Below are 25,577 nucleotides of genomic sequence, written 5' to 3'. Positions count from 1 at the left end.
AAAATTACCTTCCTTGGTTTATTGTTTATTGTTTATCTGTTTTAAATAAATTTAATAGTTTGCCCATTAATCCTTTAAAGGCATTCCACATTTTGGCAAATCCATTCACAATCTTATTTCGATAATAAGTTGCAAATAACACAATGAAATACACGTGAGCGATACCAATATTGCTACCCTCTGCTATTTCAGTTGTATACATGAAGTTCTCAGCTACCACGCTGTAAACACCAAATACTAATAATGCTAACCAGATGGTTTGCTTAATATAATTAGATAGAAAGTTAGATATATATTTAACGCCTCCTAAGTTATAGAAAATACTTGTTGCAATAATGACCATTGATAAAGCAGGACTCATTTTTGTATCCAAACGGCCTTCAAGGTCTGTAATGTAATCCCTGTTCGCTTGCATAGAAAATAGGAATGTGAAGATCATAAACAGGCCGCACATCACATCAAAAAATCCATATGTGCCGCCTACTGCCATCTCTGAAACTAAATAAAGCGTTATCGCTAGAGAAGATAAGAAGCCTGTATAAGCAAAGGCGACCATTACCCGCATTGTTTTATATCTATCTGTTTCCACTTGCGCATTAAGCTCCTTAACACGCTTCTTTCGGTCTTTCTCAATTTTCTCCTCAGATGGCATAGACTCTTTTAATCTATTGATCTCAGATGAAAATTTATCTCTAACTAGATTGAAAGTAATGATCACTGGAATCAGGAAAGTGATAGCACCCAATAAGTAGGAACTCACCTTAACGTCCAAAATAGGCACATGAATCCACTGGTGTGAATCCAGTAAGAACATGGACGAAGTTCCAATTAGGATCAGAACGCCATAAGCAATTGCTCGCTGCAACCTGCTTGCAATTGAACCTTCTTTACCATTGGCATCATTTAGATACGAGAATGGCGTATAGACTGCAGAGAAGAACTTGTTGGCTAACTTTAGTAGCCACACTACAGGCAGTGAGATAAAACGAAATATTGGCTTTAAAAGCTCAACAACTCCCTCAGCAAACTTCTTGTACCAAGGTTTTTTGTTTTCAGATCCAACATTATCGTCTTCAATTTTTTCAAGTTTAATTTTTTGTGCTTCATCGTCTTTAAAATAATTCAGCATCTTCAATACCTCATTCCTTGAGTTTGTTTTAAAAAATCCTTTTAATTAATAGTTTAGACTCTTTTCGAGTTAATCAGGCTTTTTAATATCGCAATCTTTACGTTGCGAACATAAATACCGAATTCAGTTTTCTTTTGAATGCTGCGAATACCAAATTTATCATTTTCATGCTTATTGATATCGCAGACATAGAGAACTTGATCACCCATAACAATATTGTCTTTGAAGACAATCGATTCATCGTTATTGTTGGGCTTAACTAAGTAGATAGGTGTATTGTTTACAAAAGAGCGTTTCACCATCTTGTGAATGGTTTCACTAAATCCAATTGCATCAATAAAATCGATAGAAATCATTTTCTTACCTCGTTCATAAATATTCGTTGAGTAAATATATGATGTGAGGCAATCATGAGATCTATGAAAAGATAGCCATTCCCTTAACAAATCTTTTTAATTGGTGATTGCATTCCAATACTGCGAATACTAGCATAAAATGTTTATATTTGTCAAGGAATAATAAGGAGTTAATAGGGATTGCATCGTATATGAGGTATACGTTTGCTTTGTAGAAGGAAAGTGCCTGAATTATGTATCAGGCACAGATATAACCCAGTGGAAGCATCATCCAGAAGAGTGCGATTTTGATAATAATGAGCTTAATGGAGAACTTCTCCAGATCGATGCGATCCTTTAATGGCTTGTTTCTGGATTCATCTTTTTTCAAGGTCGAAAGAGTTAAGGCACTGCAGAGCAAAAACAGAATAAAAAAGTACTGGTGCTCAATGGTGCCAAGGTCTTCAAACATCTCAAAAATGAAGTAGCCAATGGCAAAGAATAATACGATCAGGGTTTCTGAGAGATCCATCAGCATGTCGTACCATGTATGGCCCTCTGGCATTGAGTAGAGATAGTAAAGGAAGAGCGCAAGCGCCCCTCCTACCATTGTGATCTCAAGCCACACCGTTATGCACCTGCCAGCACGTTAGCAGCGTGCAATGCATCATCAACGTCCTGCTCAATCAGATCCGCTCTAGCCAGTACAGCAGCGGCGTAAGCATAATCTTCTTTCTGAGGACGTACTGCATCGGTTTCACCCTTTGCTTTGCGCTTTCTGAAGTGATTCCACGCCAGATCAGTACGCTGTTTGGCTTTAGAGTGAAGGCAACCTTGTGATTCACAGCTTTTAGAAAGCGAGATACCTTTGTTTAAATTAACGGCACCTGCGGTTGGTGGTGTGATCTCTTCTGCGATTTCAGCCACCTTTGTCTCTTCAACAATCTCTTCAGAGGTGAAGCGTACAAAGTGGAACTTCGCCCATTCAAATTGCATCTGAGCGAATTTAATGAGTCCAGCGAAGACTAAGCCACCAAGGAAGGCACCTGACATGACATCCCTGATATCACCATCAGTAAGATCAGCGATCACTTCAAATATGGAACCACCAAAGAGCCACGCTAAGCTGAACACACCTGCGAAATACGCAGTCATGGCCAACAAACCCACCACTTGACGCTGGAATGTTGTTAAGTCATTTAGAAATTTAATTGTTAATGGATTAATAAAATTTTTCATAGGGATACTCCTTATCCTTGTTTGTTCATCCTTGTTCGTTGAGTTGTTTGGATATGATTTGATAAGGGGGGGAATTAATCCCCACCGTTGATTTCATACATCAGCTTGGCAGCGAGTAATTGTTCAATACGCTTACCCTGCTCGATGATGATTTGCTGTTGCCAGTTATTAATACCTTGCAGTAGCACACCTTCACGAATCGCCTGATCTACGGTATGTGCCTTGGCAGGTTTACCTGTGGTTTCATCAATCTCGCCCGGAGTGAACGCATTCATGATCGCGCTCATATGAACAGAAGCACCCACGGTAATCTGACCATCTTTCTCCTGCTCACCGTACCACTGACCCAAGAATTTCCGCTCAAGGTTATTCTTAGAAGGCCCTTCACCGTTCTCGGTTTTCACGTTGTTATAGGCAATGTCCATCATGGCATCACGGGCCAATGAGACATACTGAGATTCACGTAATTGACGTAGACGCTGCTCGTTATAAGCAGGACTGCCAATTTCGTTAAACTCTTCCTGAGGTGCTTTCTTCTCACGAATCATCACCTCTTCTACCGCAGTTTTATACAGCTCAAACTCTTCAGGCGTTAACTCACGACCTGAAGTAATTGCAGCCATCACCGTTTCAACAGTCAGGTCAGAGCCTGCATCCGCTGCCGCTTTATTGACTGCTTCAATATGGCTTAACAGCTGCTCTTCTTTTTCACGCTGCGTAGTCTGGTTATCGGAAGTATTCTTACCGCTACGCTTGGCAGAAAACTTCTTGCTGTCCGATTCTTTCTTTTCGGTTTTTTCACACTCAATGTCCTTCATTTTTTCGGACATCGATTTAGCCGCACATAACCCTGTCGCGGTTTTAAGACCGTTCATGGTTTTCTTGTTCATCATGTTGGCATCAGATTGTGAGCTATACAGAATATCCGCTTGCTGGTTCATCTGATCACGCAAGATCTTCTCTGCGTGCTGCATGGCATCCTGAAGCATATCTTGGTTCAGTAAGCCGTGTGTTTTCACCATCTCTGCAATCTCAGCTGCAGAGTTCGCTAATGCCGTACTGATGTGCGATCCATCAACTACTGAGTACGTAGCATTAGCAGAAGAACTGCCCATCATTAAACCTGCGGAGGTAATGGATACGGCTAATAGTTTTTTCAATTTAGTCATATTTCTATCCTCCTCTTATTTATAAAGCGCTTCATACGAATTAAGTCGCTTCTCAATCTGATCAAGCGTTTCACCATATTGAGAATATTTGTCTGATTTTGTGCCTTCAGCTTTAGTGGTTTTAACTGATTGCGCTGAGTTACTAAACGCAGAGGCGCTCGACGTACCTTGAGTCGTTGTAATCGTCGAAGGATCTATAACGCTCTTTGATTTATCAATTAAGCTCACACGATTGTTCGTTTGCGTCTGAACACCACCCGAAACACCGATGTGTTCATTACCGATAGCGCCACCAAGCTCTTGATCCAAAAGTTTATTAATATTCTGATCTACGGCTTGCTGAGCTTGGCCTACAGCCTCATTCAGCATGGAGCACATATTGACCTTGGGTAAGCTGAAATCGAAGTTAGCGTTAAGATCAGGGAGTCCTAAAAAAGAAGGGTTAATACCACATTCTGCAAATGCAGCCATCAGTGGGTTATCATAAATAAGACCTGCTTCACGTGCTTGCGCTTCCGTAATCTCTTCAGGAATGTTCTGTTCAGCACAGGTGTCGAATTTAACTGCTTCTTTAGGTTTCATGCACATACCTTGTAATTGCACGCCTTGGGAAACCTGATAGCTCCCTAAGCCTGAATCGACAATGCTATTAGCATGTGCAGTGGTTGATGCAATACTTGCGGTCAGTATCGCGGAGTATAAAAGTCCTTTTTTCATATGCGTTAAGCCTCCTGCTATTCGCGTTAATGTTGATATATCTTTGGTTCATTCCTTTATTTAAAGACAGGATGATACTAACACAAAAACATTATATTTGTCAAGGAATATCGACCAGTTTAAATGACTTGCCTCATTTATGAGGTAGATGGTTTACCGATGTAATGCGCCAGCACTACAGCGATAAGATGTTGGAATCTTTCTTATGTTTTGAGCGAGGTTTGGACATAAATTCTGTCTCAATCGCTTTCATACGTTTTTCAATTGGGTAAGCAAATCCTTCCTCTTCCTGAATCGCTTTTAGCTCATCCATTTGCCAAGGTTTTAACTTAATCATTTCACCTTGGTTGAAGAGTGTATCGAGCTGTTCGATGGACAGCTCCAGATGACCGTAGTTGCTCAAAAAGGTTTGGCTAAATGCCGACCAATCAATATGAGTTTTATCCTCATCTTCATGCAACACTTCACGAATGGTGATGATTGCATTGTCGAATTCCGTAGCCAACTTCTCTGACCAATACTCTGGATACTCTTCATATTCAGAGGTCAGCTCGGAATCAGGATGACGGTCTTTAAATTGCTCTAACGCCTTAATGCTTTCATTCACGCGATGAAAGGCTGGCACTTTCTCATCGGACATATGGAAAATCATGTACGCACGATTGGGTGATAGATCCGTAATACCTGTGTAATGCATAAACAGTTTACTGATCGCTTCATCATCCAAAATTAAATCATTTTCAAAGTCGGTATCCACCTCATAATCCAGTGCTTTCATCCGATCTGAGAGCTGATCACAGGCGGTATCAAGCGCACCATCATAACTACTGATTAGATCATCAAAATCAACAGGCGCTGTATGGCTGTACGTCATAAACGCTAATGCATTATGAGTACTGATCGACAAAAGTGTTTCTAACGAATTGGTGTATCCAAATTGGATCTGACTGTCTGAATCCGAGAGTAAAAAGGTTTTTCCCTGTTGCTCAATACGGATACCAAAGGTTTGCTCCATCTGCTGAATCTTTAGATTACTCATCATCAGCCCCTTACAGAGAATAACCGTCATCGAAGTGGCGTGAACGTTTAGGCTCTTCTTCGATATCTCGTGGTGCCACTTCTTGATTTACACTGATATCAATGCCTTGCTGATAAGCATGTTCACCAACAGCTAACTTAATTTCAGCTACAAGGTTATTGGTAAAGTGATCAGAGACTGGAATACCCTTCTCCATGATCCCTTGTGCCATCTCAATCTCTTGCTGATTAACTTCGGGATAGCAGAAATCATTCTTAACCATCTCAATCTCTTTAGATGAAAGGGAGAGGTAAATTTCATTGCTAGAGAATACTTCCGCTGTAATATCAGTAATCGCATTATTGACCGCTTCAGCTAACACCTCAGGGTTATCGAACGCTTCCCAAATGTCTTCAGCATTAACATCTTCTAAAATTTCTTTCTCGATCTGCTCATGGTCTTCGCCTAACAACAAAGATACGTTTTTACGTGTTTCTTCTTTGTTTAAACCAATGTAATCTGCATTTTCTGAACATTGCTTAATATGTTTACCGATTAATGATTGATAAATAGCATCATCATTAATTTTAAGCCCTGATTCTCTAACGTATCCACTCATAGATTATCCTTTTTCTAAATTGTTAGTTGAGTTTAGGTTTTAAATTAAAACCTTTTTATTATTATACAGTATTAATTTATAATGACTGAATAATATGTTGTTTTTCTTCTGGTTGAGGTTTTTCTGATTCGGGTTTTAAAATGCCTGACTTTCGATACGCTAATTCAGCGATTTGTTTGCATCCTTTAAAATAAATATATTCACCCTTTGAACTTTGATAGATATATCCCGTTCTGGATAATATCTCCATCTTTTCAAATATAAACTCAGACATCTCTATCGAGATTGATTCTGTTAATTCAAGCTTTGCATGATAAAGGGTTAACAGCCTCTGAAATAACCCCCCTTCCAACCTTAAGCGCAGATGCGAAGGGTGATTTAATTCGTTCAGCAACTTAAACATCTCATCATGCAGCTCAAAGAAATCGATCTGATCAGCTTTGTCGATCAACGCATGTATGCTCATGCGGCATAGTCCTCAGTCTCTTTGTATACGGTGCACACCACACGATCTTTGACGATGGCCACAAAACCGTTATAACGGTATTTGCCATCACCGCCTTCGAGGATCTGCGCAACTAAGGCTTCCTGCAGAATCTCACGGCGGATCGCCTCCACATCGATACCTAGAATTCTATCCATATAGCGAATCAGTGCATGATCTGTTGTGCGGGGTTCCCGATCATCAATCTGATTACTCAGGTATTTGATCTGCTCATCGGTTTCAGTGATCGCTTCCGCCAGCTCAGCGAGCTTCCGATTGGTCTCATTTATAGAGTCCTGAGCTAAGTTAATTTGTGCACTGAGATCCTGTTCGTAATCCGCATACTCGGTTTTAATTTCCGTGATTTTAGTGTTGCGCTCAGCCAACAAATCACTGAAACCTCGCTTCATCTCTTTGATCTTATCAATCGCTTCATAGTTGTCTTTAGACATCTCCTTGTGCAGCTGACCTAAGCGAATTGAATGTTCTTTAATTTCATTAATTTCTTTAAAAATTGCATCGTTTTTCATGATTTACATCCTTGTTTATTAAGCCCCGCATCCGTGCAGGGCATGGGTTAATTTAATTACTGTATTCGGTTCTGAATTAAGTTCTGTGCAACCTTCTCAATACCTTGAGATACACTGGCACTCATCACCTCTTTTAAGGTTTTTTGTTTCAGTGGGTAGGTTGCTTTAATCTGATAGGCATTCATCTCTTTCATGCAGCCTTGCAAGTACGCATTGGAAGTGCCGATCTCATCAATTAGCTGATGATCTAGGGCGTTTTTAGCCGTCCAGCTCTCACCTGTAGCAACAGCTTCAATGTCCACCTGAGAGCGGTGCTGAGCCACATGTGCTTTAAATTGCTCATGAATGGCTTCCAGCTGCTCGGTAAACTTCTTTTCATCCTCCGCTTTAATCTCACCTGTCATGGAGACGGTGCGCTTTGACTCGCCTGCCGTGTAGTCTTTAACGGTAATGCCGTATCGCTCTAACAGCTCATGAACGTTAGGTACTTGGGCAACGACACCAATTGAACCGATATAGGCAAAGGGTGCTGCCACAACCTTGTCAGCAACACAGGCCATTAAATACCCACCACTAGCCGCAACTTTGTCTACGCAAACCGTTAGCTGGAATGGCTGATCTTTAATCTCTTCTAACAGGGTTGATAGGTAGCCATATTCCGCGACTGAACCGCCTTGAGATTCCAAGCGGATCATCACTTCATCGCCCTCTTTTGCTTGCTGTACAGCGGCATTCAGGCTGGCTTTAAACAGCTCAGACCCTGTAGCGTTTACATCGCCTTTAAAGTCAATTACAAACACAGAAGGTTTAGAATTCACTCTGCTTTTAGGTGGCTTACGGGCAGGTAGATCAGGCTCGCCTGCCATCTGGTTCTTCACCGAACGGAAGGTCTTACGTTTGGTTTTATTTAAGTCTTCAACATTAATTTTAATCTTGTCAGGATTGGTTTTTAATGCGTCCTGCTTCTTTGCAGCCATCACAATACCTGCAATCAGCAGTATCAAAACCAAGCTCCAAACAATATCCATAGAAATAATAAATTCCATTAAAACGGCTCCTCTTCCTTGAGCGTTAGGTAAATCCCCTCCTCTTCTAATAATGCAAAAACAGCTTCCTGAAATGGCTGAACTACGCTTTCAATCAGGCTATCCAGACTGCGCTCGATTAAAGCTAATTTTATCTCTTCAAAACCCTGATGCAGACGTTCCGACTGTTCATCATGCTTGTACCAGCCCACATCCTCATAGCCTTCTTTAGACAGCACAGCGATCTCAAAGACAGGGTAAAGGTGGTAGTCGAGATCAATAATCTCTTCTTCTGTATTGGAATTGGATGGAGTAGGTTGTTCAACGCTGGCATTCAACTCATTCGTGTTGAACTGTTCGAGATCTACTTGATTGTCTTTTGGATTTGTTTTGGTTTGCTTAACCTTACGCTCAACGTTCTCACCGAAATAAAGGGCGACCAGTGCGGCGTTTAACCCTGTGATCTTTTTACCTTCAGGGGTTAAGTGTTGTGTGTGCGGTTTAATCACAAAGCTGAATAGATAGGTATCCGATTGCGTTTCTAACTCAATCTTACCGTTATTAGTTTCTATGACTTCCAGCTTTGAGAAATCTGTGGAATTTCTCATACTAACATCCTTGTTTATTTGTTTGTTTTAAAAATCTTCAATAAAGAATCTATCCTTGATTCTTGTACAAGATCCTAACAGATTATAATATATTTGTCAAGGAATATCAGGGAATTACGAAAGAAACATCATATGTGATGTAAATGAATATGCTATCGATACCGGAGGGTTTCACCTGAGGGGGGAGGTATGCTTAGTGGTTTCTTATGTTGCTTACCTATTAAAAAAAAGCCCCGCGCTTGGCAGGGCTAATTAATTTAAATGACCTGCAACTGATTACGCCTTGGCTTAGACCGTTTCGATACCCGCAGTGCATCAAAATAACGCTGCTTGAAGGTATCGCTGATCTCAACATCACTGTTTAACAGACCTGCGGCTAAGTCGATAAATGCAAAGTCAGTGCAGTCTTTCATAAGATCTTCCAGACATGGAACAAGGGCTTGCTCCAGTGTCTTATCGATCATCTGTGCCACTTGATGACCAATGCGTTTATCAAATTCCTGATACGTGCCTACGTTCTCACGGTATTTCACGTTTAAACCAAACATATCTCGGATGACAGAGTTTAGGTCATCGTAAGCGCGATCATCCATCATGAACTTGTAATCAGGTGTTATCAGGATATAGATATCCTTAAAACTGAACGTGTCATCGCTGATCGTCAGTACCGCATCCTGTACATGAAACGCGGCATGATGTGGTTGATCACCCCACTCATCCTCAAAGTCTGATTTAATAACACCTGCGCACTCAAAGGACACGGTGTGATCCTGAATGATGAGAGGTTTCTCATCACCGTAAGGATTCTTCGGGTAAAAGTAATTCATATAAGTGGTTTCATACCCACTAACAAAGATCTCGTTTTTCATTTCATAAACCTCCGTGTTTACTATCGATTTTTAAGTCGTTGAATTTCAGCTCTCAGTTCCCTCTGCTCATCCAACATCTCTTGATGTCTGCGCTCTTCAGGGGAAAGCGTTTTGTAGTATTCCCGTTTCTCTTTCTGCTTTTTCTTTCTGAGTCTGTTTAAGTCCCAGTTGAGATAAAACACTAAGGCAAACACGCCGCCTAAGCCTAAGTAGATATACATATCAATTTCGTCTGGACTCATAAGTACCTCCATGTACTGTTGTTTATTTTTAAAAAAATCTTAATGCATAAATGCGAATTGCATCTGGGTTTCAGGTGTATATTGAATTTCATCAATAAGTCCACCGTAAGGTAGCGCGATCAGCTGCTCGATCCGTTCCTCAAAGTAATCATCCATTGACCACAACGGAGAGCCTTTTAACATCTTCAGATCCCCTGCCTGCTGCTCTGTCAGGTAGTCAGGGAAATATGTTCCTGAGAGTAAAATCTGAAGCTCTGCAGGCGTATTAAACCCATAGCCTATATGTTTCTCAAAGTGAGCTTTCAGATACCCTGCTTCGAACTGTTCAGGACACTGCTCAGCGATCTGTAAAGCTCGTAGATAGCAATGTAAGTTGCCATAACGGGTTTCACTCACATTTGGGTTATTCGCTCTGTGATAGTCCTCTACGGCGCTCAGATACTCAGTAGTGAAGAAATCAAAGCGACTTTGCAGTGCAATCGCTAACTGATCTTCAACGGAGTTCATAAAACTGCCCTTAAAGGTCTTGGATCGCTCATTTTCAAAGCTTAAAACGATATGCTTTGAATGCGCTTTTGAGGGGGTTAGCTGTGCACCTAAGGCATCCGCTAACTGTTGTATTTCAGGTTTTAAATTCATAAAAACATCCTTGTTAGATTTTGTTAATTACGTTGAGTAAGACCCTAATCCTTCAGGGTCATTGTTTTAATCGCTCTCGCAGTGAAAGCTTTTTGTTAGGGTGTTCGATCAGGCGTTCCGCTTTATTGTTAATGAGCATAAAGCCACCTGATACCAGTAATGAGTGATCTCCTATCATGTGATTGCGTACCCCTCTTCCAAAACGATCAATGTGCGTTGCGAGAGACGCATGAAAATCTTGATTAGAAGGGTTATTTAAAAACCAATATTCATCTAAGAAATCCATTAAATGCTCTCTGGGAATGATCATGTTTCGGGTGAGTTCCATCTTGTCTTCAACGGCCTTGTAGTACAGATCGTTGCTTTCGATATACGCCAGATCCAATACCAAGGCTGAATGGAACTCCTGATCTCGACAGAACATGCCAAAACAGTCATGGTCGTTTAATCGGACGATCATGTTGATATCCACCTGATCATCTACATCCCTTGCATCCAAACGGATAACCAAGCAATGATTAACGTACAGCTCATCACAGAAAAAACAGTATTCTTTATCGCCTCGAAACGTTTTATGTAATCGACGTTTCCAGCGAATTTCAGGTTCATCAAAGTAGCGACAATTCAGGTATTGAAAGCTCTCTGGTAGCTTACTTTCGCAGATTAGACCTGCTTTAAATTTACGTTGTGCTACCTGTACCAATTCCTTTATAAACGGGAATCGACCGCCATCTATGAAAGGCGCGATCACGTTCTGGTGTTGATCTATGACACGTATCACCTTCATCACATCGGAAAACTCTCTGTCGGTCAGTTCATTGACATCAATCAGATGAAAATGAAGGGCGAGTAAGAGGGTTTGCACATGATGGCCATCCTTACAGGTCTGCTCCGTTGGTACACCGTCAGGAAAGCTTTTATCAAAGATATCCATCATTAAGATATGAAAACGGCTGTACGGTATGTTCAGATCCGTTTGAGCGAATGCCTCTAAAGGGGATAGTTGCGTGTCAGTCATGAAACCTCCGTGTGGGTTAAAGGCCCCGCATCCGTGCAGGGCCAGTAGTTAATTAGTGAGAGAAGGCTTCACAGATTGTCTGAAGTGATTTAACCGCCTCATTAAGGACTGCGTTTTGCTCTTGGATCTCATCGTGAAGGCTTTCACCTGATCTCGATACTAGAGACGCTAGATGATCCATTTGTTTTTGCAGATGGCGCATATCATCTGCTTGTGCGACAGCAATACTATTCTGAGATTTAATGAGTGTGCTCATTAGATCTACTACCAACTCATTCTGCTTATCGATCTCAGTTTTTAACTGATGTTCAAGCTGGGTAGTGGTTAGATCAATCGCTTTCGCGCTATACATCTGCATGCATTTCATTACTTGGCGATTAGCTTTATCTGCCATACGTTGAACAGCTGCTTCCTGTTCGGCTTCACGGGCTTTACATTCAGCCAACTCCGTTTTCACCTGATGCAACTCTGCCGCTTGTTTCATGATGATCTCACCCATCATGCGCATACTCTTGTCTTTATCTACATTGCTATTCAGTACTGTGCTTGCTTTAACTCGACTTGTGTTTTCCATAATATTTCTTCCTTGAAATTAAATTAAAAATTAAATGTATAAGTATGATGAGATCGGGTGATCTGAGGGGTGAGCCACTATCAATCCCTGATGATAGCTCTGGTGTTTATTTAAAGTGCTAAATCGCCATAGTTAGTGCGAGTCTTACTCGGCTCTTCACTGACCTTCATATCCTGTTTAACTTGAGAAAGAACATTCTCCTTCCAATCATTAAAGATCTGGATAACTTCAGCCTTTTTAGTTCGAGTGAATTGATCACCCATTACACTTGCGTATTGAGCATATGTATCCCATGTCATAGGCTGAGAAGGCTCTTTAAAGTCTGCTAACTGCTCGACCACTTGGTAAAGAAGGTCTGTTTGTTGGCACGCCTCCGATCTCTGACCTGTTTTCAATAACTTGATGAAATCGACCAATCCATACTCACAGGCCGTATCCATCAGGTCGGCATGTTTCAACAACGAGAGATCCACTGGACTGAATAGGAAGCCACATTCAGCTTCTAGGAAAAAGTCTCTGATACAGTTCGCTGTTCCAACAGGAAAGATTAATAACTCGCCGTTTTCATCATATATAGTGGGGTAAATATCGTTGCTGAGATAGCTTCCACGAATCTCCTTCTCAACCACTTCGACATTCAGCTCGATCAACATATCAGCCATTTCGACACTGATTTTTGCACCCAGAAATGGAAGGTATTTTTTAAGCTCTCGACCATCAACATAATTTCGACCATCAATCTCAACGATATTGCTCTTATTGATCTTCGGCTTCGTTGGCACAGCAGGAATGCTGCTGTGCGGATTGCCATATTTACTGAAAAACTTTGAATTAGGTTGCTTACGTTTCCAGCCCGGACGTTGTGTTAAATGCTTTGCGTTATTCATCCTTGAATCCCCTTTCTTACAGTGCGTAATCGTTATAGTTGGCTGTTTTCTCTGACTTAGGCGCTTTAATTAAGCTGTCATTGATCACGTTAAACAGGTTCTCTTCCCACTTCTCTAGCAGCTCATACACCGCTTTGCGTTCATGATTGTCAGCAAAGATGCTTGGCATATTGAAGCGTTGAGCAAAGTCCATTTGCTCTTCATCACTCATGACAGTGATATCGTCTTTAGCAAGCGTAATCGCTTCACGGATGTCCTTAACAAGGTCAATCTTATGACCGTCTTTCAGAATCACATCACCGTGTTGTGCCAGATGTAAACATTCCATAAAGCCGTAATGTTTAAAGAGAGGAAGAAGACCGACTTTGTTCAGCTGATTGAGGACAAAACCTGACAATACGCTGCCATCAACCAGTTTAAATCGAACGAAGTTGCTGGAATCACCGGCATAATGATTAAACTTCTGAATCATCATCATGCGATCATCCGCATCCGTGATGTATTTACGTAGGAATTCGAACTCCAAATTAGCACCCTGCTTTATTTGCATGGAATTAAAATCATAAGAGACACCAAACTGTGCGAAGGCACGATCAATACGGGCAGCACGCTCTTTCTTCTGCTTAACACTGTAAGCATTCAGATCCAGTTCTGTTTTCTGCACAGGATTGGACGCAATGGAACGGGCCTGCACCTTATCAGCAAGGTCTTGAACGTTTCGCTTGGATTCTTCACGTCTAGAGTGTGCTGCAAACAGTTCTACTGGCACGTTATTAAATTTAGCGCTTAGCTCCACATCCAGTGATAGGACAGGTTCACGATCCCATGAATCGACAACCTTAATCTCATTGTTTTCAAAAGGCGCTTTAGCAGGTGTTAGATCTTTAGGGCGGAGTAGTTGAGTAGTCTTAGTCATAGTTCACTTCCTTGTTTTTGTTTTTAAAATAAATTCCTCTAATGAAAGCCTAATCCTTAGCTTTCATACTACATATATTAATAGATCTTTTTATATTTGTCAAGGAATATTAAGGAGTTTTAGCAGAAACTCCGTATTCCGTTCAGACAAATCATTTATGATGTGATAGAAGTGAGGGTAAGCAGTAAAAATAACCAATCCTTACTGCCATAAGGGATAGATTAAAGCATTAACATCTCATCGATCTGACGTTTCTGAGACTGTTTAGGGTTCTCATGGCGTGAGAGTGTCTGGGTAATAAACGCCACAGTGCTCTCAACAACTTCAGGGAACTTATCATCAATCATTTCATATTGAGGAAGCATCTCTGAATAAAAATCCTCAACCTCTTTATTAAACGATTCAATGGAACTTTTAATTTCTGGATCATTCAAATTCCAATAATTAATACAGTCTTTTAATTCCTTCAGGAATGAATCCTCTACATATGACCATAGGATTTTTTGAGCAGTTCGACTGCCAGATCCTAAAAAGAAAACTTCTCCACCTTCTGAACTCTCAAAATAAGTTGCGCCTTGAATAAGAATCAAATAAAGCTTTTTCCAACGCTCAAACACATCTGCATTAAAGCTGTTTTCAAGCGTAGTCTCCATCTCAGATAGACGCTTAGGCGTGATTGTTTCAGGTGTTCGCTTATTCAAATAATGAAGGAATTCGAGTTCTTTATAGTCCTTGCGGTTAGCAATTAGGTGAGTATCATTCAGTTCATACTTGGTTGCACGGTTCAAATCCTGAAAGTGCTTAATGATGCGCTCTCTAGTCAACAGATCTTCACTGAAGCGTGTAATCAGCTCTTTGTATCTGGAGCTGAGAATCGCCTCAAACACATCTCCATCAGCACGCAGGCTATCACGATCATCCAGAATCTGACCCAACATCGTTTGCTCAGAAAACTGACGATCTTTTTCCAGTGAGTAGATCAACTGATGAAAGGTGATGATCTCTTTCTCGGTCAGGATATCCCGCTTCTTAACGATACGGTTCAGGTAGTCAGCCAGCTTTTGTGCAGTATCGCCTTCCAGTGCAGCGATCAGCTCTTCCTTGGTGATATAACTCGACATTCTCATTGGCTGGTCTCCTTAAAGCGTTAAGTTGCTGAAATCGGTTTTATGTTTAGTGCGCTTTCTTTCAGTCTGCTCATGAAACGCTACCACATGGCCTGTAAGGTTTGCTTCCTGCTTCCCTGTTAACCCATTGTCTTTAGTTTCAAGCACGCTCTTAATCAAATCAGCTTCCTTCGCTGTGATTGATTGAGTTTTCTGCTCATTACGCAAGGTGCTAAAGCGCTTGATAGATTCAAACTCTTTAATGAATTTAAGGACAGGATGATATTTCTCATCGATCCAGCTCGGCGTGAGATGAGCAATATTACCAATGCTTTTCTTAATCGCGGTATAGACCACAACATCAGTTTGGTAAGCACGATGGACATCAAAGAAATGGATCTCATCCGTTTTAATGTCTTCCGCTAAGGTGTCTTCACAAAAGTCATAGCCACTAAAACCACCTGCTACATATGGACAATGATCTCCTCGCATATCATGCTCAGTTAGCTTGCCGTTATCAAAGAAGAGCGCTTTCAAATCACTTAATTCACTATTCATCTCACCAATCTTAAGATCTCGTTTTTTAGGATCAATAAACTGGTATAAGAAGTTCAATACAGGCTCATAGGCATGGCAAACCCACTTCCAGCGTGTATCCGCTTCAACCTTGATAACGCCACCTTCCTCGATAGCAGAATCAATATTCATAGTGGCAATAAACCAATCCAATGTTCTAACAGGATCTTCCTTGTTGTACTTACTCTTCTCTTTCTGAATCTGCTCGATCAATGCCTTAACTTCAGGTGTTGAGTTGTCAAAGTCGATCTCATCATCATTGTCTGGATCAGCTTTCTCATACTCAAACAACCCCTTAAGCACCTTAAGCTCTTGTTCGGTTAAGTCATCACGTAAGTGCAATTCAAACTTGTATTCAACGTCCATTCCCATGATTAGCTCTCCTTAGCTCTTTATTCCAAAAAACTTATTAATTTTTTGACCAATCATTTTAATGCCAGTATATAAAAGCACACCCGCAAACATAGATAATCCAAATTCCAAAACAAATCTAAGCGCTAAATCTAAATCGTATTGACGAAGAGCTTCACCTATTGGAATGTTCACAAAAACCATCAAAGCCAATGCTGAAAATGTATCGCTTATTTCTTTTAATTCTTTTTCTTTAGTATTCATAATTCACCTTCCTTGGTTAAAAAAATAGTTAAAGTGCTGCAACATCGAGCACGATTTGTTCTCTTACGATTTTATGATTTTTAACGAAGTCAGCTAACGTGCGATCCACTCGCTTGTAGCTCATTTTGATGTGTTTGTGTTCAACAACGGCCTTGCCTTCAACGATCTCCACTTTAACTGCAGGACTCTTCTTTACTGCATGTTTAAGACTGTGGTGAGCGTTGGCTGTAGGCGCTATTGCTAGCGCCAGTAGTAGAGGGATGAGTTTGTTCATGACTGAGCAACCTCACCTTTTTTGAATTCATATAGTTTGATGCAAGCAGCGATCACCAGTGCCGCTGCAGACAATCCCAAGATGTATGGAACTTGAGCTAATAAACCCCCTACAAAACCATCCAATAGCAGGTTAAACATAAAACCTAAGGGCGATGATGCATCAAAGGTAAAAACAATCATCGATATCACTGCACCGATAATAAAAATACGTGCAAGAACGTTTAAAGGTGTTGGCTTACTCTCGAATACCGTAATTGTGCAGGCTGCTGCAATCACTGTTGCAGGAATAGCCAATATAACCAGCGCTGTTCCTATTGTTAATGCTTCAATCATGACGAAATCCTTTTCTTTGTTGGTGTTGATGAGTGGCTTATAGGAAGCCCTTCTCTTTCATCTGCTTGCGCAAACTCTGGTAGTTTCTTACTTTCTCATTCAGCTCATCAGATAGTTCCTGATCGACTTCATGACCTAAGGTTTTTAGATTGGCTTGAACTTTCAGCTCATCAATGGCTTCTTCATATCGATATGAAGCTGATGAATAATTTCTTAATAAACTGTAAATAGGCTGCGGGTCATAATTGAAGTTTTGAATAATATAAACCTTGGTTTGCATTGGTTTTTCAAAATCTACGTTATCACCAATAAACTTATCCAGATCCTTCTTACAATCACGAATAATTTTGTATACATATGAATGATTAAATTGATGATCGTAGCGAGAGAAAACTTCCTCATTACAAAAATGTCCGCTTAATTCATCTACCTTTATATCTCTATAATCAGAAGGACTTTTCTCTTTTAAGAACTTCATTGCATGATCAGATAATTCATGGCCATAAGCATATGCCAGCATGATTTCACGAACCTTTAATCCCGTGATTTTATGATCTGCATATTCAGTGGCGATAGCTTCAAGAACTTCAGTATCATTACCTACAGTGCTTGCAATCTCGTTAGCACTTTGTGAAACCAAAGTATCTACAGTTTGTGCTGAAACAGGTGCAGCAATCAGGGATGCAGCAACCAGTGCTGCGCTCATTGTTTTTGAAAAATTAAGTGTAAACATATCGAAATCCTTTTCTTAGTTGTTGGTTAGACGTTTGTTATTGCTTCAGCTTTACGCATCAATTCTGCGTACTTTTCAGGGTTGTCCATTACCGCTTGATACCTTGCTTCTTCAGTCAGACTTTCTTCTAAAATAAGCGGCTCTAATACAGTTTCTTGTTTAGAGAATGTGCCGTGAGAGGCACACCCTGCTAATAATACGACTGATACAGTAATGGATAAGATGTTTTTAGCGTTCATAATTAAATCCCTTAGTAGAAATTTAATTAGTCTAAAAAGTAGTTGTAAGCTTTAACTGCACCGTAAATGCCTGCTGCACCAACTGCTAACATAGGTGCTGTAAATGCCAATGCACCTGTTGCAGCGATACCGCCTAAGATTCGGAAAGTTGAGCTAGATAATGCTGCAACGATTGGGAAAAAGATAAAACCGAAAACTGAGATTAAAATATTCATAATTCACTTCCTTGTATTTTTTTGTTTTAAATAAATTCTTCAAATGAAAGGTCGTCCGTTGACTTTTCATACCTACTATATTAATAGAGTTTAAAATATTTGTCAAGGAATATTGACGAGTTTGGACAATAACTCCGTATTTAGTGGAGATGCATCATTAACGAGTTGGATTTCAGGAAGTTTTTTTAAGAAAGAGATAAAAAAGGCCGCTCTTGGCGACCTTTAGGCATTAATTTAAGCATTAAAGCGTCTTGGAATGTGAAAATTTATGACGCGATTCTTGCGCTTTCTGGATCTCAGCTTGTTTCGCCTGCTGTGCTTGTTGTACAAAACCTGTGTTCATCATCGGGTTAATCCCTTGATCACTTTTGGCTTTATCATCAGCCAGATCAAACAGAGAAAAACCACTCTCTGGTTGGCTTGGCTGATTAACAGGTGCAGGCTGTACCTCAACTTCAAGCGCTTCCATGAAGACATGGTGCAGATCGGCAGACTCATCTCTGAGGCGTTTCATCACTGCTTCATGCTCTTCCATAATCAGTTTTAAGCGTGCATCAGAGGCCGCTTTATCTTTCTCATCACGCAGATCCTGAGCTTCTTTGATGTTTTTATACATGCGCTCAAGGTTCGCTCGCATGTACTTATCGCGTTGCTGAAGTTTGAACTGATCCATCGCTTTATCTTTACGCCACTGAGGAGCCTTTACACCATCCAGAAACTTCTTAAATCGATCAGTCGGGGAATCCATTAACATAATAAACCTCCTGTTTATAAAGGCCCTGAATCCTTACAGGGCCATTTTGGTGTCAACTTAAGGGTGAGTACTTTGCTCTTTCTGGTGCTTTGACTCAGGTGCAGGCTGATCACCGTTTTCGATCATGTTCTTAAAGTTCGGATTAACATTCGGGTTAAACGTCTGTTCATCACCCTGCATATCTTTCACGGTTTTCTGTGATTCGATATGACGATCCAACCATTTAAGATCATCTTCACTTGGCGTATAGCCTGTGCATTTCACACCTTGTAGCTGACATTCGCGCCAAATGTTCTGTTTGAACTCAGGTTTACCTGTGGCACGAATGGAACTCCATTTGTTCTTGTTTATAGCAATGTGCACCATCGCTTTGGCGGTAGACTGGTTATCTTCATAACAGGTCATCACCTTCTTGTTAATTACACCTACTCTGAAGGCAATAATCGACGTATTAGTGCGATAGCGGTAATTACCAAAACTGTCCTTCTTAAAAGCTGCTAAGGGATCAGGATTGTTCTTATCCCACGGTGCATTCGGTTTATCTTTAATGCCAGAGCGATCACGCTGCTTATTGGCTTCAAGCTGCTTTTTCTCTTCAGGGGTCGGTTCATCACCACTGACAATACAGTTCTGCCCCTGTTGCTCATGAAACAGTGCTAAATTCTCAGCTTCCAGATCATCCGCTGTGCGTTCTGGAGTGTCATTAACCTGCTCACTCCCCCCCTCAGGTGAAACCTCCTCCGGTACTACTGGTGCTTGGTTTTTTTCAGCAGCGGCTTTCTTTTCCGCCTGATACTTCTCTTCAGCTACTTTCTCAGCGGCTTCTTTCTCACCGCCAATATCCAGCTCTTCAACCATTGGTGGTTGTACGGCCTGAACAGTGTAATCTTCACCAAAGATCTCTTTTCGTGTCAGTCCCACAATGTCAGAAATCAACGTTTTACGCTCATCAGAACTGATCTTCAGCTGATGCTCATGTACAAAATACTGGAACGGCTCATTAAGGTTTCGATAATTAATCGAATCAAAATCATTCTTAAAACAAACCTGAAGCGGGATACCATCCACTTTGGCGCTCACTTCAACGTAATGCTGATCGACTTCATGATCACCCTGCGGAACAGGTTCATTTAAGAAATTAATCTGAGTGATCTCAACACGCGGTGGCATGTTTTCATCAACCGCAGGTTCAGGATTGCTGTTAGGCGCGATATGGATGGGTTCACCCTGATGCGCTTGCTCATACTCTGCCTCTTTCTCTTTCAATGCATCCATATGCATTTCACGAATCGCTTTCATCTGATCAGGACACACTTCACCCTGATCATTACGGGGTGCATCAGATTCATGCATCACGACATAATTCTGATTCGTCAGGTACGCGAGGGCTTTATTAATATTGCTATAGCGGGTTTCTAAGCCTTCCTGCTTAGCTACCCAACTGGCAAACCCTTCAACAGAAGGATAAATCCCTGTTTCTGGATCAGGTTTAGTTGGGTCAATCTCAACCACAGTGTGGTCTTCATGACGGTATCGGTAATAAGTATCGGTGTTTTTATTCATTTTAAACATCCTTGTTTGGTTATTTATTGAGATAGCCATCCAATGGCTTACTAACAGTATAATAAGGTTTTATTTAAACCTCGGTTTTATTTACAGTGAATAATCATCGTTTATAACATGCCAAGGTTTATCTTTAATCGGTGGATTTCTTTCCAAAAAATCCGAGATTAATTGATTAATTTTTTGATAATCTTTTCTGCTGGAAGAGCGGTTATTCCATTTCTCATACGGCACTAATAAGCGCTCTCTTAAGGTCTGAATCTCATCCATCTGCTCACATGTAGTATCGCCACTGAGCAGAAATAAGAGCTTAGATTGCACCAAGGGAACATCATCCATTGGAATGCTCTTAACGCTATTTAAACACGCTAACAAATACTGTTTCGCTGCAGGCAGATGATCGGTAAATACGATCTCTACAGCGGAGCGCTGCTCAAGCCCAATGCCGTGGCCTGCTTCAAAGGCATACAGCGTGGCATTGTTAACGAACATCATTGACTGATTAAAGACACGCGCATCAATGCTCGCCTTTTCATCAAAAAGCTTATTAACCAGCGCTTTGAGCTTCACTGCATCGGTTTCACTCACTGTATCTCTGTAAAGTCGTGGCGTGCCTGTCGCACGATCTGGCACCTGACTGTAGAGATCTGTTAATCGACCTAAGAGATTGGATACCCCTTTCATCGACAGAATCTCTTCAGCTGGCATGGCCATTAAACGATCTGTGATCGCATCCAGTACGCTGTAATCTGTGAATCCATCAACATTGAGGTACAGCGGATACAGAGGATTATCCAGTAATGCTTGCAGTACAGGACGATAAAGCGGATCTAAGGCTTCAAACAGCGCCTCAAATGAATACCCTTCTCGCCCTACAAAACGGGCTTCATGAATAGGTTCGTTCCGCCACACATAAGTAATCGCTTCGGTGGCTTTGCGCAGATTCATTCCTTGAGGACAGAAGCGGCTCAAGGCCACCTCCATCTGTTCCTCTTTAATATCATTCCGTGCGTATTTGTATCGATCCATTATTAACCTTCGTGGGTAATCTCTTTACAAATTTTCTGGTTATCTACGGCAACATCGGTGCTGATATGCATCAGTGCACCGTCCCCTGTGATATAACATGCACCTTCAGATAATTGAATATCCTGTTTGGTAAAGCAGGTGTTTAATGCCTTACCCCACATCTCATAAGCGGATAGTTTGAACTTTTGAGCTTCCATACGTACCTTCGAGCGATACTGAATATTTACAGGATTTATATTCATAACATAATGTTCTTTCGCGGTAAGAAAATCATGAGCGAGCTGAATATGTACTACGGAATCTGTCAACATCTGTAGTGCTGTTTTGGCCTCTGGATCATTCATCCATGCAGCTTTTAAACAACCGTCCAACTGTTCTCCATGATCATTAAACGTCTTACTCGACCAAATTAGATGCTCGCCTATGATGCCATCGGCCATCATGAATCTTGCATTCGACATTTCAGTGCTCAAATTCGCCAAAATCCGATTCTGTTCGCGGTAATTCATGCGCACTTTTTCTTTAAAATCTGTGTAAGCTTGTGTGCCTTTCGCAATTTCTGGTATTTCTACAAAATTGATATTTTGTTCTTGTACTGTAAAAGCATCTAAATAAGTTTTTTCTACAGGTACTTTCTCAATAACAGGAATAACTTTTTCTTCATTAGCGGAAACCGTTGTGGATACACCACCGGCTAAAGCAAGTACTAAAAAGGTTTTAGTGTTCAACATATTTTCTCCTTCCTTGGATATAGTTAAGGTTGAATTTAAAGACTATATTAGCATACTTTTATTATATTTGTCAAGGAATAGAGGGGAATTTAAAGAGAAACATCAGATGTGATGCGAACACCACACCTGAATGTTGATTCAGAACGACTTATCGAGCGTAAGCTGCATCCGATAGATGAATAATCATATTGTTTGGGTTGGCGTAGGCATTAAACACAGAGATCGGAGTCGATGTATTTTTAACGTAAACACCAGTCAGCTCGAACTTCGCTGTCGAGGTATTACAGACCATTTCCAGATCCGCCATCGTCAGATCGTTGATCCAGAACCGAATACGGCGAGCGCCGCTGTAATCATCAAACTCCTCATCAAACATATGTTCTTTGATCAATACCTGAAGTGGATAGGTATACACAGGATTACGGCCATCTCTCAGCATCTTTGTGCCACTGCCATCACGATTAACGAGGGTCGGTGCAAAGTTGCGATTAAAGCTTCGATCCGAGATCGGACGTTTAGCTGAATCCTGCAGCGTAGCCCAATCCATTGGAAAAAACGCAGAGATAATACCTGCACCACAACGCGGGGTTTGGGATTCAAACTTACCTTCTAAAAACGGTGAGTACGTCAGTACACTGTTTTTACAGTAATAGGCATTATTGGCTGATGCATTCTCCACTACACGCCCTTCAAAGAGCGGTGTACAGAGATTACCGCTACCGCTCAAATTGGTACGTTCTGCTTGAATGGTCAGAGAAGTGTTTATTTTAAAATCTGCGGCAGTGGTGGAATCACTCGATGCGGTGGATGCAAACACCTCAGAACGGAACTGATTAAACACCGCTTCGATGTTTGATTCGATACCCTGTGCGGCCAGTGCCGTGTTAGAAGCCAGTAAGCAGGCGCTTAATGCGAAAACCTTTCTCATTGGATGCCTCCTTGCAGATTCAGCTTCTTAACAATGGCAGCTTCAAGGAAAGGCTCTAAATGCTTAACCGCATAGATCGCACGATAGCTGGTACTTAATGAATAACGACGATCCACGGGATTGCATTTAAAAATGCCATAAACGGTGCCAAGATTATTTTCATGAATCTTAAGCACCTTATGGCCACGATTCAGGTCATACTCAGCCTGAGACATCGGGCCAATGTAGTTATTTAACTTAACGTAAGGATTTAAGCGATAGCTGTATGCCGCAACACCAATATACAGACTCTGGCTGCTTTTAAGCTCGTACAGAGACGACATTGCGCCTGTAATCAACTTCATCTTGTAAGTGTCTGCCTCCTTCACATCATTAATTAAAATGTTAGGAACGAAGCCTGCGTACTCACCACGAATACACACCATACCGTCTTCAACATCCTGTTGCTGCTCAGGTGTGATCGCACCAATCTCTTTTACATCCTCAAAGCTGACATCCGATTCAGCCAATCCCTGATCAGTACACTTCTGCAGACCGTCTTCATTGCGGGTCATATGGTTGCCCATGATGCCGCCACAGATCGGCCCATCTGTACTGTCTAATCGCGTGATTTGTGGGGCAATCGCCGTGGTTGCATCAATGGTGTAGGACACCATATCGGTCGCATCCTGATCCATGCCAGATTGTGGTGATAGGTCATGATCGGCTGCATTTTTAAAGATGGGCATCTCATAGGCCATCACCTGCGCACTACTGGTAAGCAGTGCAACGGTTGTTAGGGTGAAAAATCCTTTTTTCATATAAACCTCCTGTTAAAGCTTGTCTTTCATGGATATTGGGTAGCGTGTTAATTCACGTAAAAGCCAGCGGTTTCGGCTGCAACTAAACCGCCCAATCATGATGATATTTTCATTCTCAAATACCACGCCTGTGTGCTGATTTAATGTGCTAAGTGATGAGGAATAGGTCAGTGCAGGTAAGCGATAAGTAATGCGATACGTCTGACTGATATAGGGATTGTTCCGCTCAAAATAACCACCTTTTGGGTAGCTACTATCTTCAATAAAAATACGAATGCTGCGAGTCGCATACACACGTGAAGTGTTCATAAAACCACTCTGCCCTTCTGCACCTAAATAATTTGCAGCATCACCGGCTACGGTATCCGCCACAGGTACATTCAGACCGTAAAGATATTCCACGGGATTACAGGTATGCACATAACTGGAAAGATCGGCAGCGCCTGAGCCTGAAACCGAAGCGGTTTCCTCCAGTGCACCTGTCGCTCCATTACATTCAAATAACTGGTTGGTGGTGTCATTAAAATACAATGCACCGTCTGCACCCATATTACACATCTGAACGAGTGAGCCATCGGAGGTATTTAATCGCGCAATCCCTACGCTGGCAGGATCAACCTGAGGCAACGCAATAGTGCTACCCAGTGCCGTTGAATCCTCTCCTGTTCCCTGTGATGCCCAATTCTGGTTAACAGAAACAGGTTTAAATACATCAGTGATCGGAATGCCTACGTTGATATCCTGAGACATGGCGTGCGCCATTGATGGCAGCAAACACACGCTCATCCATAAGCTTTTTTTCATGTAAACGTCCTTGTTTAGGTTATTGAGTTTGTGTGATATCGCCTTGCGGTTAATGTGATGAGTAAGCGAGGTGAGTCGAGCGTTCCATCACCCGCTCACCTTTACTGCTTAATATACGAAACTATTAACAAAACCTTGGTTTTATTTTTATGATGCTTCGCTGAAAGAATCGACATGCTTGAAGAAAGCACGCATCTCTTTTTTAAATTCACTTAACTGAGCTGCATTTTTGATGGATTCGTTAGGCGATAACTCTCTGATATTCGCCTCAACATTTGCCACAAAATGATCAAAGCCTTCACATTGACCGTCCAGCGCATCATAGAGCTGTACCAAGTTAGAGAGCTTTTTCATCTCTTTTAGGCTTAGCTTGTTGCTTGGAAAGATCGGCACATAACGGAAACTGGCATGACGCTGACCCGGCATTAAGCCTTTAGCGACTGCGTTATTCCAATGACGATGATCCGTCATAATCGCTTTCTGACAGATCCATTCTGTTCGGAAATTTTCAGGAATGTATTGCAGTGAGTGCCATACATGCCCCGCAGCAATCTCGCAGATCTCTTTTGTTTTAAGATAGAAGGGAACGTGAGCAATCATGTCAGGGTTAGCTACAACCGCTTTGAAGGTATTCTCAGGGGTTTTAAACTCCTCTCGAATAAATTCATAGCAGCTTGGATTTTTCTCCAGTGCAGCCTGACAGATGTGGAAGCTGCGCCAGCTCTCGGCCATCTTACTGATCAGTTTTAAGGTTTCATCAGGGGTTAACCCTGCAATCTTATTGACGGTATTTTTCTCCCGATTGTTCATCGGAATATCCGCTACATGTTTCTTTCTTTCTCTCATTCTCATAATGA

General features: G+C 41.4%; 35 protein-coding genes. All 35 read right to left on the bottom strand.

The genetic code is table 11. The annotated features are described in order from the left end of the window. Nucleotides 1-25: 25 nt before the first annotated feature. Nucleotides 26-1,129, bottom strand: coding sequence for a hypothetical protein (locus ACMXYX_RS18200; protein ID WP_415906893.1), 1,104 nt, complete (start codon nucleotides 1,127-1,129; stop codon nucleotides 26-28). A 53-nt stretch (nucleotides 1,130-1,182) separates the two neighbouring features. Beyond that, nucleotides 1,183-1,485 (bottom strand): hypothetical protein, encoded by a 303-nt coding sequence (locus ACMXYX_RS18195; protein ID WP_415906892.1) that lies wholly within the window; start codon nucleotides 1,483-1,485, stop codon nucleotides 1,183-1,185. A gap of 238 nt (nucleotides 1,486-1,723) precedes the next feature. After that, nucleotides 1,724-2,092 (bottom strand): hypothetical protein, encoded by a 369-nt coding sequence (locus tag ACMXYX_RS18190; protein ID WP_415906891.1) that lies wholly within the window; start codon nucleotides 2,090-2,092, stop codon nucleotides 1,724-1,726. Nucleotides 2,093-2,094: 2 nt separating this feature from the next. Continuing rightward, nucleotides 2,095-2,703, bottom strand: a complete 609-nt coding sequence (locus ACMXYX_RS18185) for a hypothetical protein (RefSeq protein WP_415906890.1) — start codon at nucleotides 2,701-2,703, stop codon at nucleotides 2,095-2,097. Between the two features lie 74 nt (nucleotides 2,704-2,777). Further along, nucleotides 2,778-3,872: a hypothetical protein gene (locus ACMXYX_RS18180; protein ID WP_415906889.1), complete on the bottom strand. Its 1,095-nt coding sequence runs from the start codon at nucleotides 3,870-3,872 to the stop codon at nucleotides 2,778-2,780. A 15-nt stretch (nucleotides 3,873-3,887) separates the two neighbouring features. Then, nucleotides 3,888-4,589: a hypothetical protein gene (locus ACMXYX_RS18175; protein ID WP_415906888.1), complete on the bottom strand. Its 702-nt coding sequence runs from the start codon at nucleotides 4,587-4,589 to the stop codon at nucleotides 3,888-3,890. Nucleotides 4,590-4,764: 175 nt separating this feature from the next. After that, nucleotides 4,765-5,628, bottom strand: coding sequence for a hypothetical protein (locus ACMXYX_RS18170; RefSeq protein WP_415906887.1), 864 nt, complete (start codon nucleotides 5,626-5,628; stop codon nucleotides 4,765-4,767). A gap of 10 nt (nucleotides 5,629-5,638) precedes the next feature. Further along, complete coding sequence (locus ACMXYX_RS18165; RefSeq protein WP_415906886.1) at nucleotides 5,639-6,226, bottom strand: hypothetical protein; 588 nt, start codon at nucleotides 6,224-6,226, stop codon at nucleotides 5,639-5,641. A 76-nt stretch (nucleotides 6,227-6,302) separates the two neighbouring features. Then, entirely contained in the window at nucleotides 6,303-6,692 is a 390-nt protein-coding gene (locus ACMXYX_RS18160) for a hypothetical protein (RefSeq protein WP_415906885.1), read from the bottom strand. After that, a complete protein-coding gene (locus tag ACMXYX_RS18155) occupies nucleotides 6,689-7,240 on the bottom strand; it encodes a hypothetical protein (RefSeq protein ID WP_415906884.1) in 552 nt (183 codons plus the stop codon). Before ACMXYX_RS18155 ends, ACMXYX_RS18160 begins: the two co-directional genes overlap by 4 nt. A gap of 56 nt (nucleotides 7,241-7,296) precedes the next feature. Beyond that, nucleotides 7,297-8,286: a protease SohB gene (gene sohB, locus ACMXYX_RS18150; RefSeq protein ID WP_415906883.1), complete on the bottom strand. Its 990-nt coding sequence runs from the start codon at nucleotides 8,284-8,286 to the stop codon at nucleotides 7,297-7,299. Next, nucleotides 8,286-8,873, bottom strand: coding sequence for a hypothetical protein (locus ACMXYX_RS18145; RefSeq protein ID WP_415906882.1), 588 nt, complete (start codon nucleotides 8,871-8,873; stop codon nucleotides 8,286-8,288). Before ACMXYX_RS18145 ends, sohB begins: the two co-directional genes overlap by 1 nt. A 257-nt stretch (nucleotides 8,874-9,130) precedes the next feature. Continuing rightward, on the bottom strand, nucleotides 9,131-9,742 hold the full coding sequence (locus ACMXYX_RS18140; RefSeq protein WP_415906881.1) for a hypothetical protein: 612 nt from the start codon (nucleotides 9,740-9,742) through the stop codon (nucleotides 9,131-9,133). 20 nt (nucleotides 9,743-9,762) lie between these two features. Continuing rightward, on the bottom strand, nucleotides 9,763-9,984 hold the full coding sequence (locus tag ACMXYX_RS18135) for a hypothetical protein (protein ID WP_415906880.1): 222 nt from the start codon (nucleotides 9,982-9,984) through the stop codon (nucleotides 9,763-9,765). A gap of 39 nt (nucleotides 9,985-10,023) precedes the next feature. Then, a complete protein-coding gene (locus tag ACMXYX_RS18130; RefSeq protein ID WP_415906879.1) occupies nucleotides 10,024-10,623 on the bottom strand; it encodes a hypothetical protein in 600 nt (199 codons plus the stop codon). 58 nt (nucleotides 10,624-10,681) lie between these two features. Further along, entirely contained in the window at nucleotides 10,682-11,641 is a 960-nt protein-coding gene (locus tag ACMXYX_RS18125) for a hypothetical protein (RefSeq protein ID WP_415906878.1), read from the bottom strand. 52 nt (nucleotides 11,642-11,693) lie between these two features. Beyond that, the gene (locus tag ACMXYX_RS18120) at nucleotides 11,694-12,215 is read right to left on the bottom strand and encodes a hypothetical protein (protein ID WP_415906877.1); all 522 of its coding nucleotides are present in this window, start codon (nucleotides 12,213-12,215) and stop codon (nucleotides 11,694-11,696) included. A 110-nt stretch (nucleotides 12,216-12,325) separates the two neighbouring features. Next, a complete protein-coding gene (locus ACMXYX_RS18115; protein WP_415906876.1) occupies nucleotides 12,326-13,102 on the bottom strand; it encodes a hypothetical protein in 777 nt (258 codons plus the stop codon). Between the two features lie 16 nt (nucleotides 13,103-13,118). Then, nucleotides 13,119-14,018: a hypothetical protein gene (locus ACMXYX_RS18110; RefSeq protein ID WP_415906875.1), complete on the bottom strand. Its 900-nt coding sequence runs from the start codon at nucleotides 14,016-14,018 to the stop codon at nucleotides 13,119-13,121. A gap of 221 nt (nucleotides 14,019-14,239) precedes the next feature. Next, nucleotides 14,240-15,145, bottom strand: coding sequence for a hypothetical protein (locus ACMXYX_RS18105; RefSeq protein WP_415906874.1), 906 nt, complete (start codon nucleotides 15,143-15,145; stop codon nucleotides 14,240-14,242). A 12-nt stretch (nucleotides 15,146-15,157) separates the two neighbouring features. Further along, the gene (locus ACMXYX_RS18100; RefSeq protein ID WP_415906873.1) at nucleotides 15,158-16,072 is read right to left on the bottom strand and encodes a hypothetical protein; all 915 of its coding nucleotides are present in this window, start codon (nucleotides 16,070-16,072) and stop codon (nucleotides 15,158-15,160) included. 12 nt (nucleotides 16,073-16,084) lie between these two features. Next, the gene (locus tag ACMXYX_RS18095) at nucleotides 16,085-16,315 is read right to left on the bottom strand and encodes a hypothetical protein (protein ID WP_415906872.1); all 231 of its coding nucleotides are present in this window, start codon (nucleotides 16,313-16,315) and stop codon (nucleotides 16,085-16,087) included. Between the two features lie 28 nt (nucleotides 16,316-16,343). Then, nucleotides 16,344-16,589 carry a hypothetical protein gene (locus tag ACMXYX_RS18090; RefSeq protein ID WP_415906871.1) on the bottom strand — a complete coding sequence of 82 codons (246 nt, stop codon included), beginning with the start codon at nucleotides 16,587-16,589 and terminating at the stop codon, nucleotides 16,344-16,346. Continuing rightward, a complete protein-coding gene (locus ACMXYX_RS18085; RefSeq protein WP_415906870.1) occupies nucleotides 16,586-16,924 on the bottom strand; it encodes a hypothetical protein in 339 nt (112 codons plus the stop codon). Before ACMXYX_RS18085 ends, ACMXYX_RS18090 begins: the two co-directional genes overlap by 4 nt. Before the next feature lie 37 nt (nucleotides 16,925-16,961). Continuing rightward, nucleotides 16,962-17,657 (bottom strand): hypothetical protein, encoded by a 696-nt coding sequence (locus tag ACMXYX_RS18080; protein WP_415906869.1) that lies wholly within the window; start codon nucleotides 17,655-17,657, stop codon nucleotides 16,962-16,964. Nucleotides 17,658-17,683: 26 nt separating this feature from the next. Continuing rightward, nucleotides 17,684-17,896: a hypothetical protein gene (locus ACMXYX_RS18075; RefSeq protein WP_415906868.1), complete on the bottom strand. Its 213-nt coding sequence runs from the start codon at nucleotides 17,894-17,896 to the stop codon at nucleotides 17,684-17,686. 26 nt (nucleotides 17,897-17,922) lie between these two features. Beyond that, on the bottom strand, nucleotides 17,923-18,111 hold the full coding sequence (locus ACMXYX_RS18070) for a hypothetical protein (protein WP_415906867.1): 189 nt from the start codon (nucleotides 18,109-18,111) through the stop codon (nucleotides 17,923-17,925). 241 nt (nucleotides 18,112-18,352) lie between these two features. After that, nucleotides 18,353-18,865 carry a hypothetical protein gene (locus tag ACMXYX_RS18065; RefSeq protein WP_415906866.1) on the bottom strand — a complete coding sequence of 171 codons (513 nt, stop codon included), beginning with the start codon at nucleotides 18,863-18,865 and terminating at the stop codon, nucleotides 18,353-18,355. Nucleotides 18,866-18,922: 57 nt separating this feature from the next. Continuing rightward, complete coding sequence (locus ACMXYX_RS18060; RefSeq protein WP_415906865.1) at nucleotides 18,923-20,428, bottom strand: LPD7 domain-containing protein; 1,506 nt, start codon at nucleotides 20,426-20,428, stop codon at nucleotides 18,923-18,925. Nucleotides 20,429-20,518: 90 nt separating this feature from the next. Then, nucleotides 20,519-21,457, bottom strand: a complete 939-nt coding sequence (locus ACMXYX_RS18055; protein WP_415906864.1) for a hypothetical protein — start codon at nucleotides 21,455-21,457, stop codon at nucleotides 20,519-20,521. Between the two features lie 2 nt (nucleotides 21,458-21,459). Then, nucleotides 21,460-22,188, bottom strand: coding sequence for a hypothetical protein (locus ACMXYX_RS18050; RefSeq protein WP_415906863.1), 729 nt, complete (start codon nucleotides 22,186-22,188; stop codon nucleotides 21,460-21,462). Nucleotides 22,189-22,336: 148 nt separating this feature from the next. Further along, nucleotides 22,337-23,116 (bottom strand): hypothetical protein, encoded by a 780-nt coding sequence (locus tag ACMXYX_RS18045; protein ID WP_415906862.1) that lies wholly within the window; start codon nucleotides 23,114-23,116, stop codon nucleotides 22,337-22,339. Next, nucleotides 23,113-23,916, bottom strand: coding sequence for a hypothetical protein (locus tag ACMXYX_RS18040; RefSeq protein ID WP_415906861.1), 804 nt, complete (start codon nucleotides 23,914-23,916; stop codon nucleotides 23,113-23,115). The genes ACMXYX_RS18045 and ACMXYX_RS18040 overlap by 4 nt, the downstream gene beginning before the upstream one ends. A 12-nt stretch (nucleotides 23,917-23,928) precedes the next feature. After that, entirely contained in the window at nucleotides 23,929-24,720 is a 792-nt protein-coding gene (locus tag ACMXYX_RS18035) for a hypothetical protein (protein WP_415906860.1), read from the bottom strand. Between the two features lie 147 nt (nucleotides 24,721-24,867). Next, nucleotides 24,868-25,572 (bottom strand): hypothetical protein, encoded by a 705-nt coding sequence (locus ACMXYX_RS18030; protein WP_415906859.1) that lies wholly within the window; start codon nucleotides 25,570-25,572, stop codon nucleotides 24,868-24,870. Between the last annotated feature and the right edge of the window lie 5 nt (nucleotides 25,573-25,577).

Origin of the sequence: Neptuniibacter sp. QD72_48, assembly GCF_047778065.1 — a bacterium.
In the GTDB taxonomy this organism is placed as follows: domain Bacteria; phylum Pseudomonadota; class Gammaproteobacteria; order Pseudomonadales; family Balneatricaceae; genus Neptuniibacter.
Note: the sequence above shows the minus strand (reverse complement) of the source record. Positions and strands in the feature narration are given on the sequence as shown.

Bases quoted from the DNA above. Each gene is read 5' to 3' on its own strand.
- ACMXYX_RS18060 (WP_415906865.1), bottom strand. From the start codon at position 20,428: ATGAATAAAAACACCGATACTTATTACCGATACCGTCATGAAGACCAC.
- ACMXYX_RS18200 (WP_415906893.1), bottom strand. From the start codon at position 1,129: ATGCTGAATTATTTTAAAGACGATGAAGCACAAAAAATTAAACTTGAA.
- ACMXYX_RS18125 (WP_415906878.1), bottom strand. From the start codon at position 11,641: ATGACTGACACGCAACTATCCCCTTTAGAGGCATTCGCTCAAACGGAT.
- ACMXYX_RS18155 (WP_415906884.1), bottom strand. From the start codon at position 7,240: ATGAAAAACGATGCAATTTTTAAAGAAATTAATGAAATTAAAGAACAT.
- ACMXYX_RS18090 (WP_415906871.1), bottom strand. From the start codon at position 16,589: ATGAACAAACTCATCCCTCTACTACTGGCGCTAGCAATAGCGCCTACA.
- ACMXYX_RS18120 (WP_415906877.1), bottom strand. From the start codon at position 12,215: ATGGAAAACACAAGTCGAGTTAAAGCAAGCACAGTACTGAATAGCAAT.
- ACMXYX_RS18170 (WP_415906887.1), bottom strand. From the start codon at position 5,628: ATGAGTAATCTAAAGATTCAGCAGATGGAGCAAACCTTTGGTATCCGT.
- ACMXYX_RS18110 (WP_415906875.1), bottom strand. From the start codon at position 14,018: ATGACTAAGACTACTCAACTACTCCGCCCTAAAGATCTAACACCTGCT.
- ACMXYX_RS18130 (WP_415906879.1), bottom strand. From the start codon at position 10,623: ATGAATTTAAAACCTGAAATACAACAGTTAGCGGATGCCTTAGGTGCA.
- ACMXYX_RS18115 (WP_415906876.1), bottom strand. From the start codon at position 13,102: ATGAATAACGCAAAGCATTTAACACAACGTCCGGGCTGGAAACGTAAG.
- ACMXYX_RS18030 (WP_415906859.1), bottom strand. From the start codon at position 25,572: ATGAGAATGAGAGAAAGAAAGAAACATGTAGCGGATATTCCGATGAAC.
- ACMXYX_RS18195 (WP_415906892.1), bottom strand. From the start codon at position 1,485: ATGATTTCTATCGATTTTATTGATGCAATTGGATTTAGTGAAACCATT.
- ACMXYX_RS18140 (WP_415906881.1), bottom strand. From the start codon at position 9,742: ATGAAAAACGAGATCTTTGTTAGTGGGTATGAAACCACTTATATGAAT.
- ACMXYX_RS18055 (WP_415906864.1), bottom strand. From the start codon at position 21,457: ATGGATCGATACAAATACGCACGGAATGATATTAAAGAGGAACAGATG.
- ACMXYX_RS18095 (WP_415906872.1), bottom strand. From the start codon at position 16,315: ATGAATACTAAAGAAAAAGAATTAAAAGAAATAAGCGATACATTTTCA.
- ACMXYX_RS18085 (WP_415906870.1), bottom strand. From the start codon at position 16,924: ATGATTGAAGCATTAACAATAGGAACAGCGCTGGTTATATTGGCTATT.
- ACMXYX_RS18160 (WP_415906885.1), bottom strand. From the start codon at position 6,692: ATGAGCATACATGCGTTGATCGACAAAGCTGATCAGATCGATTTCTTT.
- ACMXYX_RS18080 (WP_415906869.1), bottom strand. From the start codon at position 17,657: ATGTTTACACTTAATTTTTCAAAAACAATGAGCGCAGCACTGGTTGCT.
- ACMXYX_RS18050 (WP_415906863.1), bottom strand. From the start codon at position 22,188: ATGTTGAACACTAAAACCTTTTTAGTACTTGCTTTAGCCGGTGGTGTA.
- ACMXYX_RS18070 (WP_415906867.1), bottom strand. From the start codon at position 18,111: ATGAATATTTTAATCTCAGTTTTCGGTTTTATCTTTTTCCCAATCGTT.
- ACMXYX_RS18145 (WP_415906882.1), bottom strand. From the start codon at position 8,873: ATGAGAAATTCCACAGATTTCTCAAAGCTGGAAGTCATAGAAACTAAT.
- ACMXYX_RS18105 (WP_415906874.1), bottom strand. From the start codon at position 15,145: ATGAGAATGTCGAGTTATATCACCAAGGAAGAGCTGATCGCTGCACTG.
- ACMXYX_RS18040 (WP_415906861.1), bottom strand. From the start codon at position 23,916: ATGAAAAAAGGATTTTTCACCCTAACAACCGTTGCACTGCTTACCAGT.
- sohB (WP_415906883.1), bottom strand. From the start codon at position 8,286: ATGGAATTTATTATTTCTATGGATATTGTTTGGAGCTTGGTTTTGATA.
- ACMXYX_RS18065 (WP_415906866.1), bottom strand. From the start codon at position 18,865: ATGTTAATGGATTCCCCGACTGATCGATTTAAGAAGTTTCTGGATGGT.
- ACMXYX_RS18135 (WP_415906880.1), bottom strand. From the start codon at position 9,984: ATGAGTCCAGACGAAATTGATATGTATATCTACTTAGGCTTAGGCGGC.
- ACMXYX_RS18100 (WP_415906873.1), bottom strand. From the start codon at position 16,072: ATGGGAATGGACGTTGAATACAAGTTTGAATTGCACTTACGTGATGAC.
- ACMXYX_RS18045 (WP_415906862.1), bottom strand. From the start codon at position 23,116: ATGAGAAAGGTTTTCGCATTAAGCGCCTGCTTACTGGCTTCTAACACG.
- ACMXYX_RS18175 (WP_415906888.1), bottom strand. From the start codon at position 4,589: ATGAAAAAAGGACTTTTATACTCCGCGATACTGACCGCAAGTATTGCA.
- ACMXYX_RS18185 (WP_415906890.1), bottom strand. From the start codon at position 2,703: ATGAAAAATTTTATTAATCCATTAACAATTAAATTTCTAAATGACTTA.
- ACMXYX_RS18180 (WP_415906889.1), bottom strand. From the start codon at position 3,872: ATGACTAAATTGAAAAAACTATTAGCCGTATCCATTACCTCCGCAGGT.
- ACMXYX_RS18165 (WP_415906886.1), bottom strand. From the start codon at position 6,226: ATGAGTGGATACGTTAGAGAATCAGGGCTTAAAATTAATGATGATGCT.
- ACMXYX_RS18035 (WP_415906860.1), bottom strand. From the start codon at position 24,720: ATGAAAAAAAGCTTATGGATGAGCGTGTGTTTGCTGCCATCAATGGCG.
- ACMXYX_RS18075 (WP_415906868.1), bottom strand. From the start codon at position 17,896: ATGAACGCTAAAAACATCTTATCCATTACTGTATCAGTCGTATTATTA.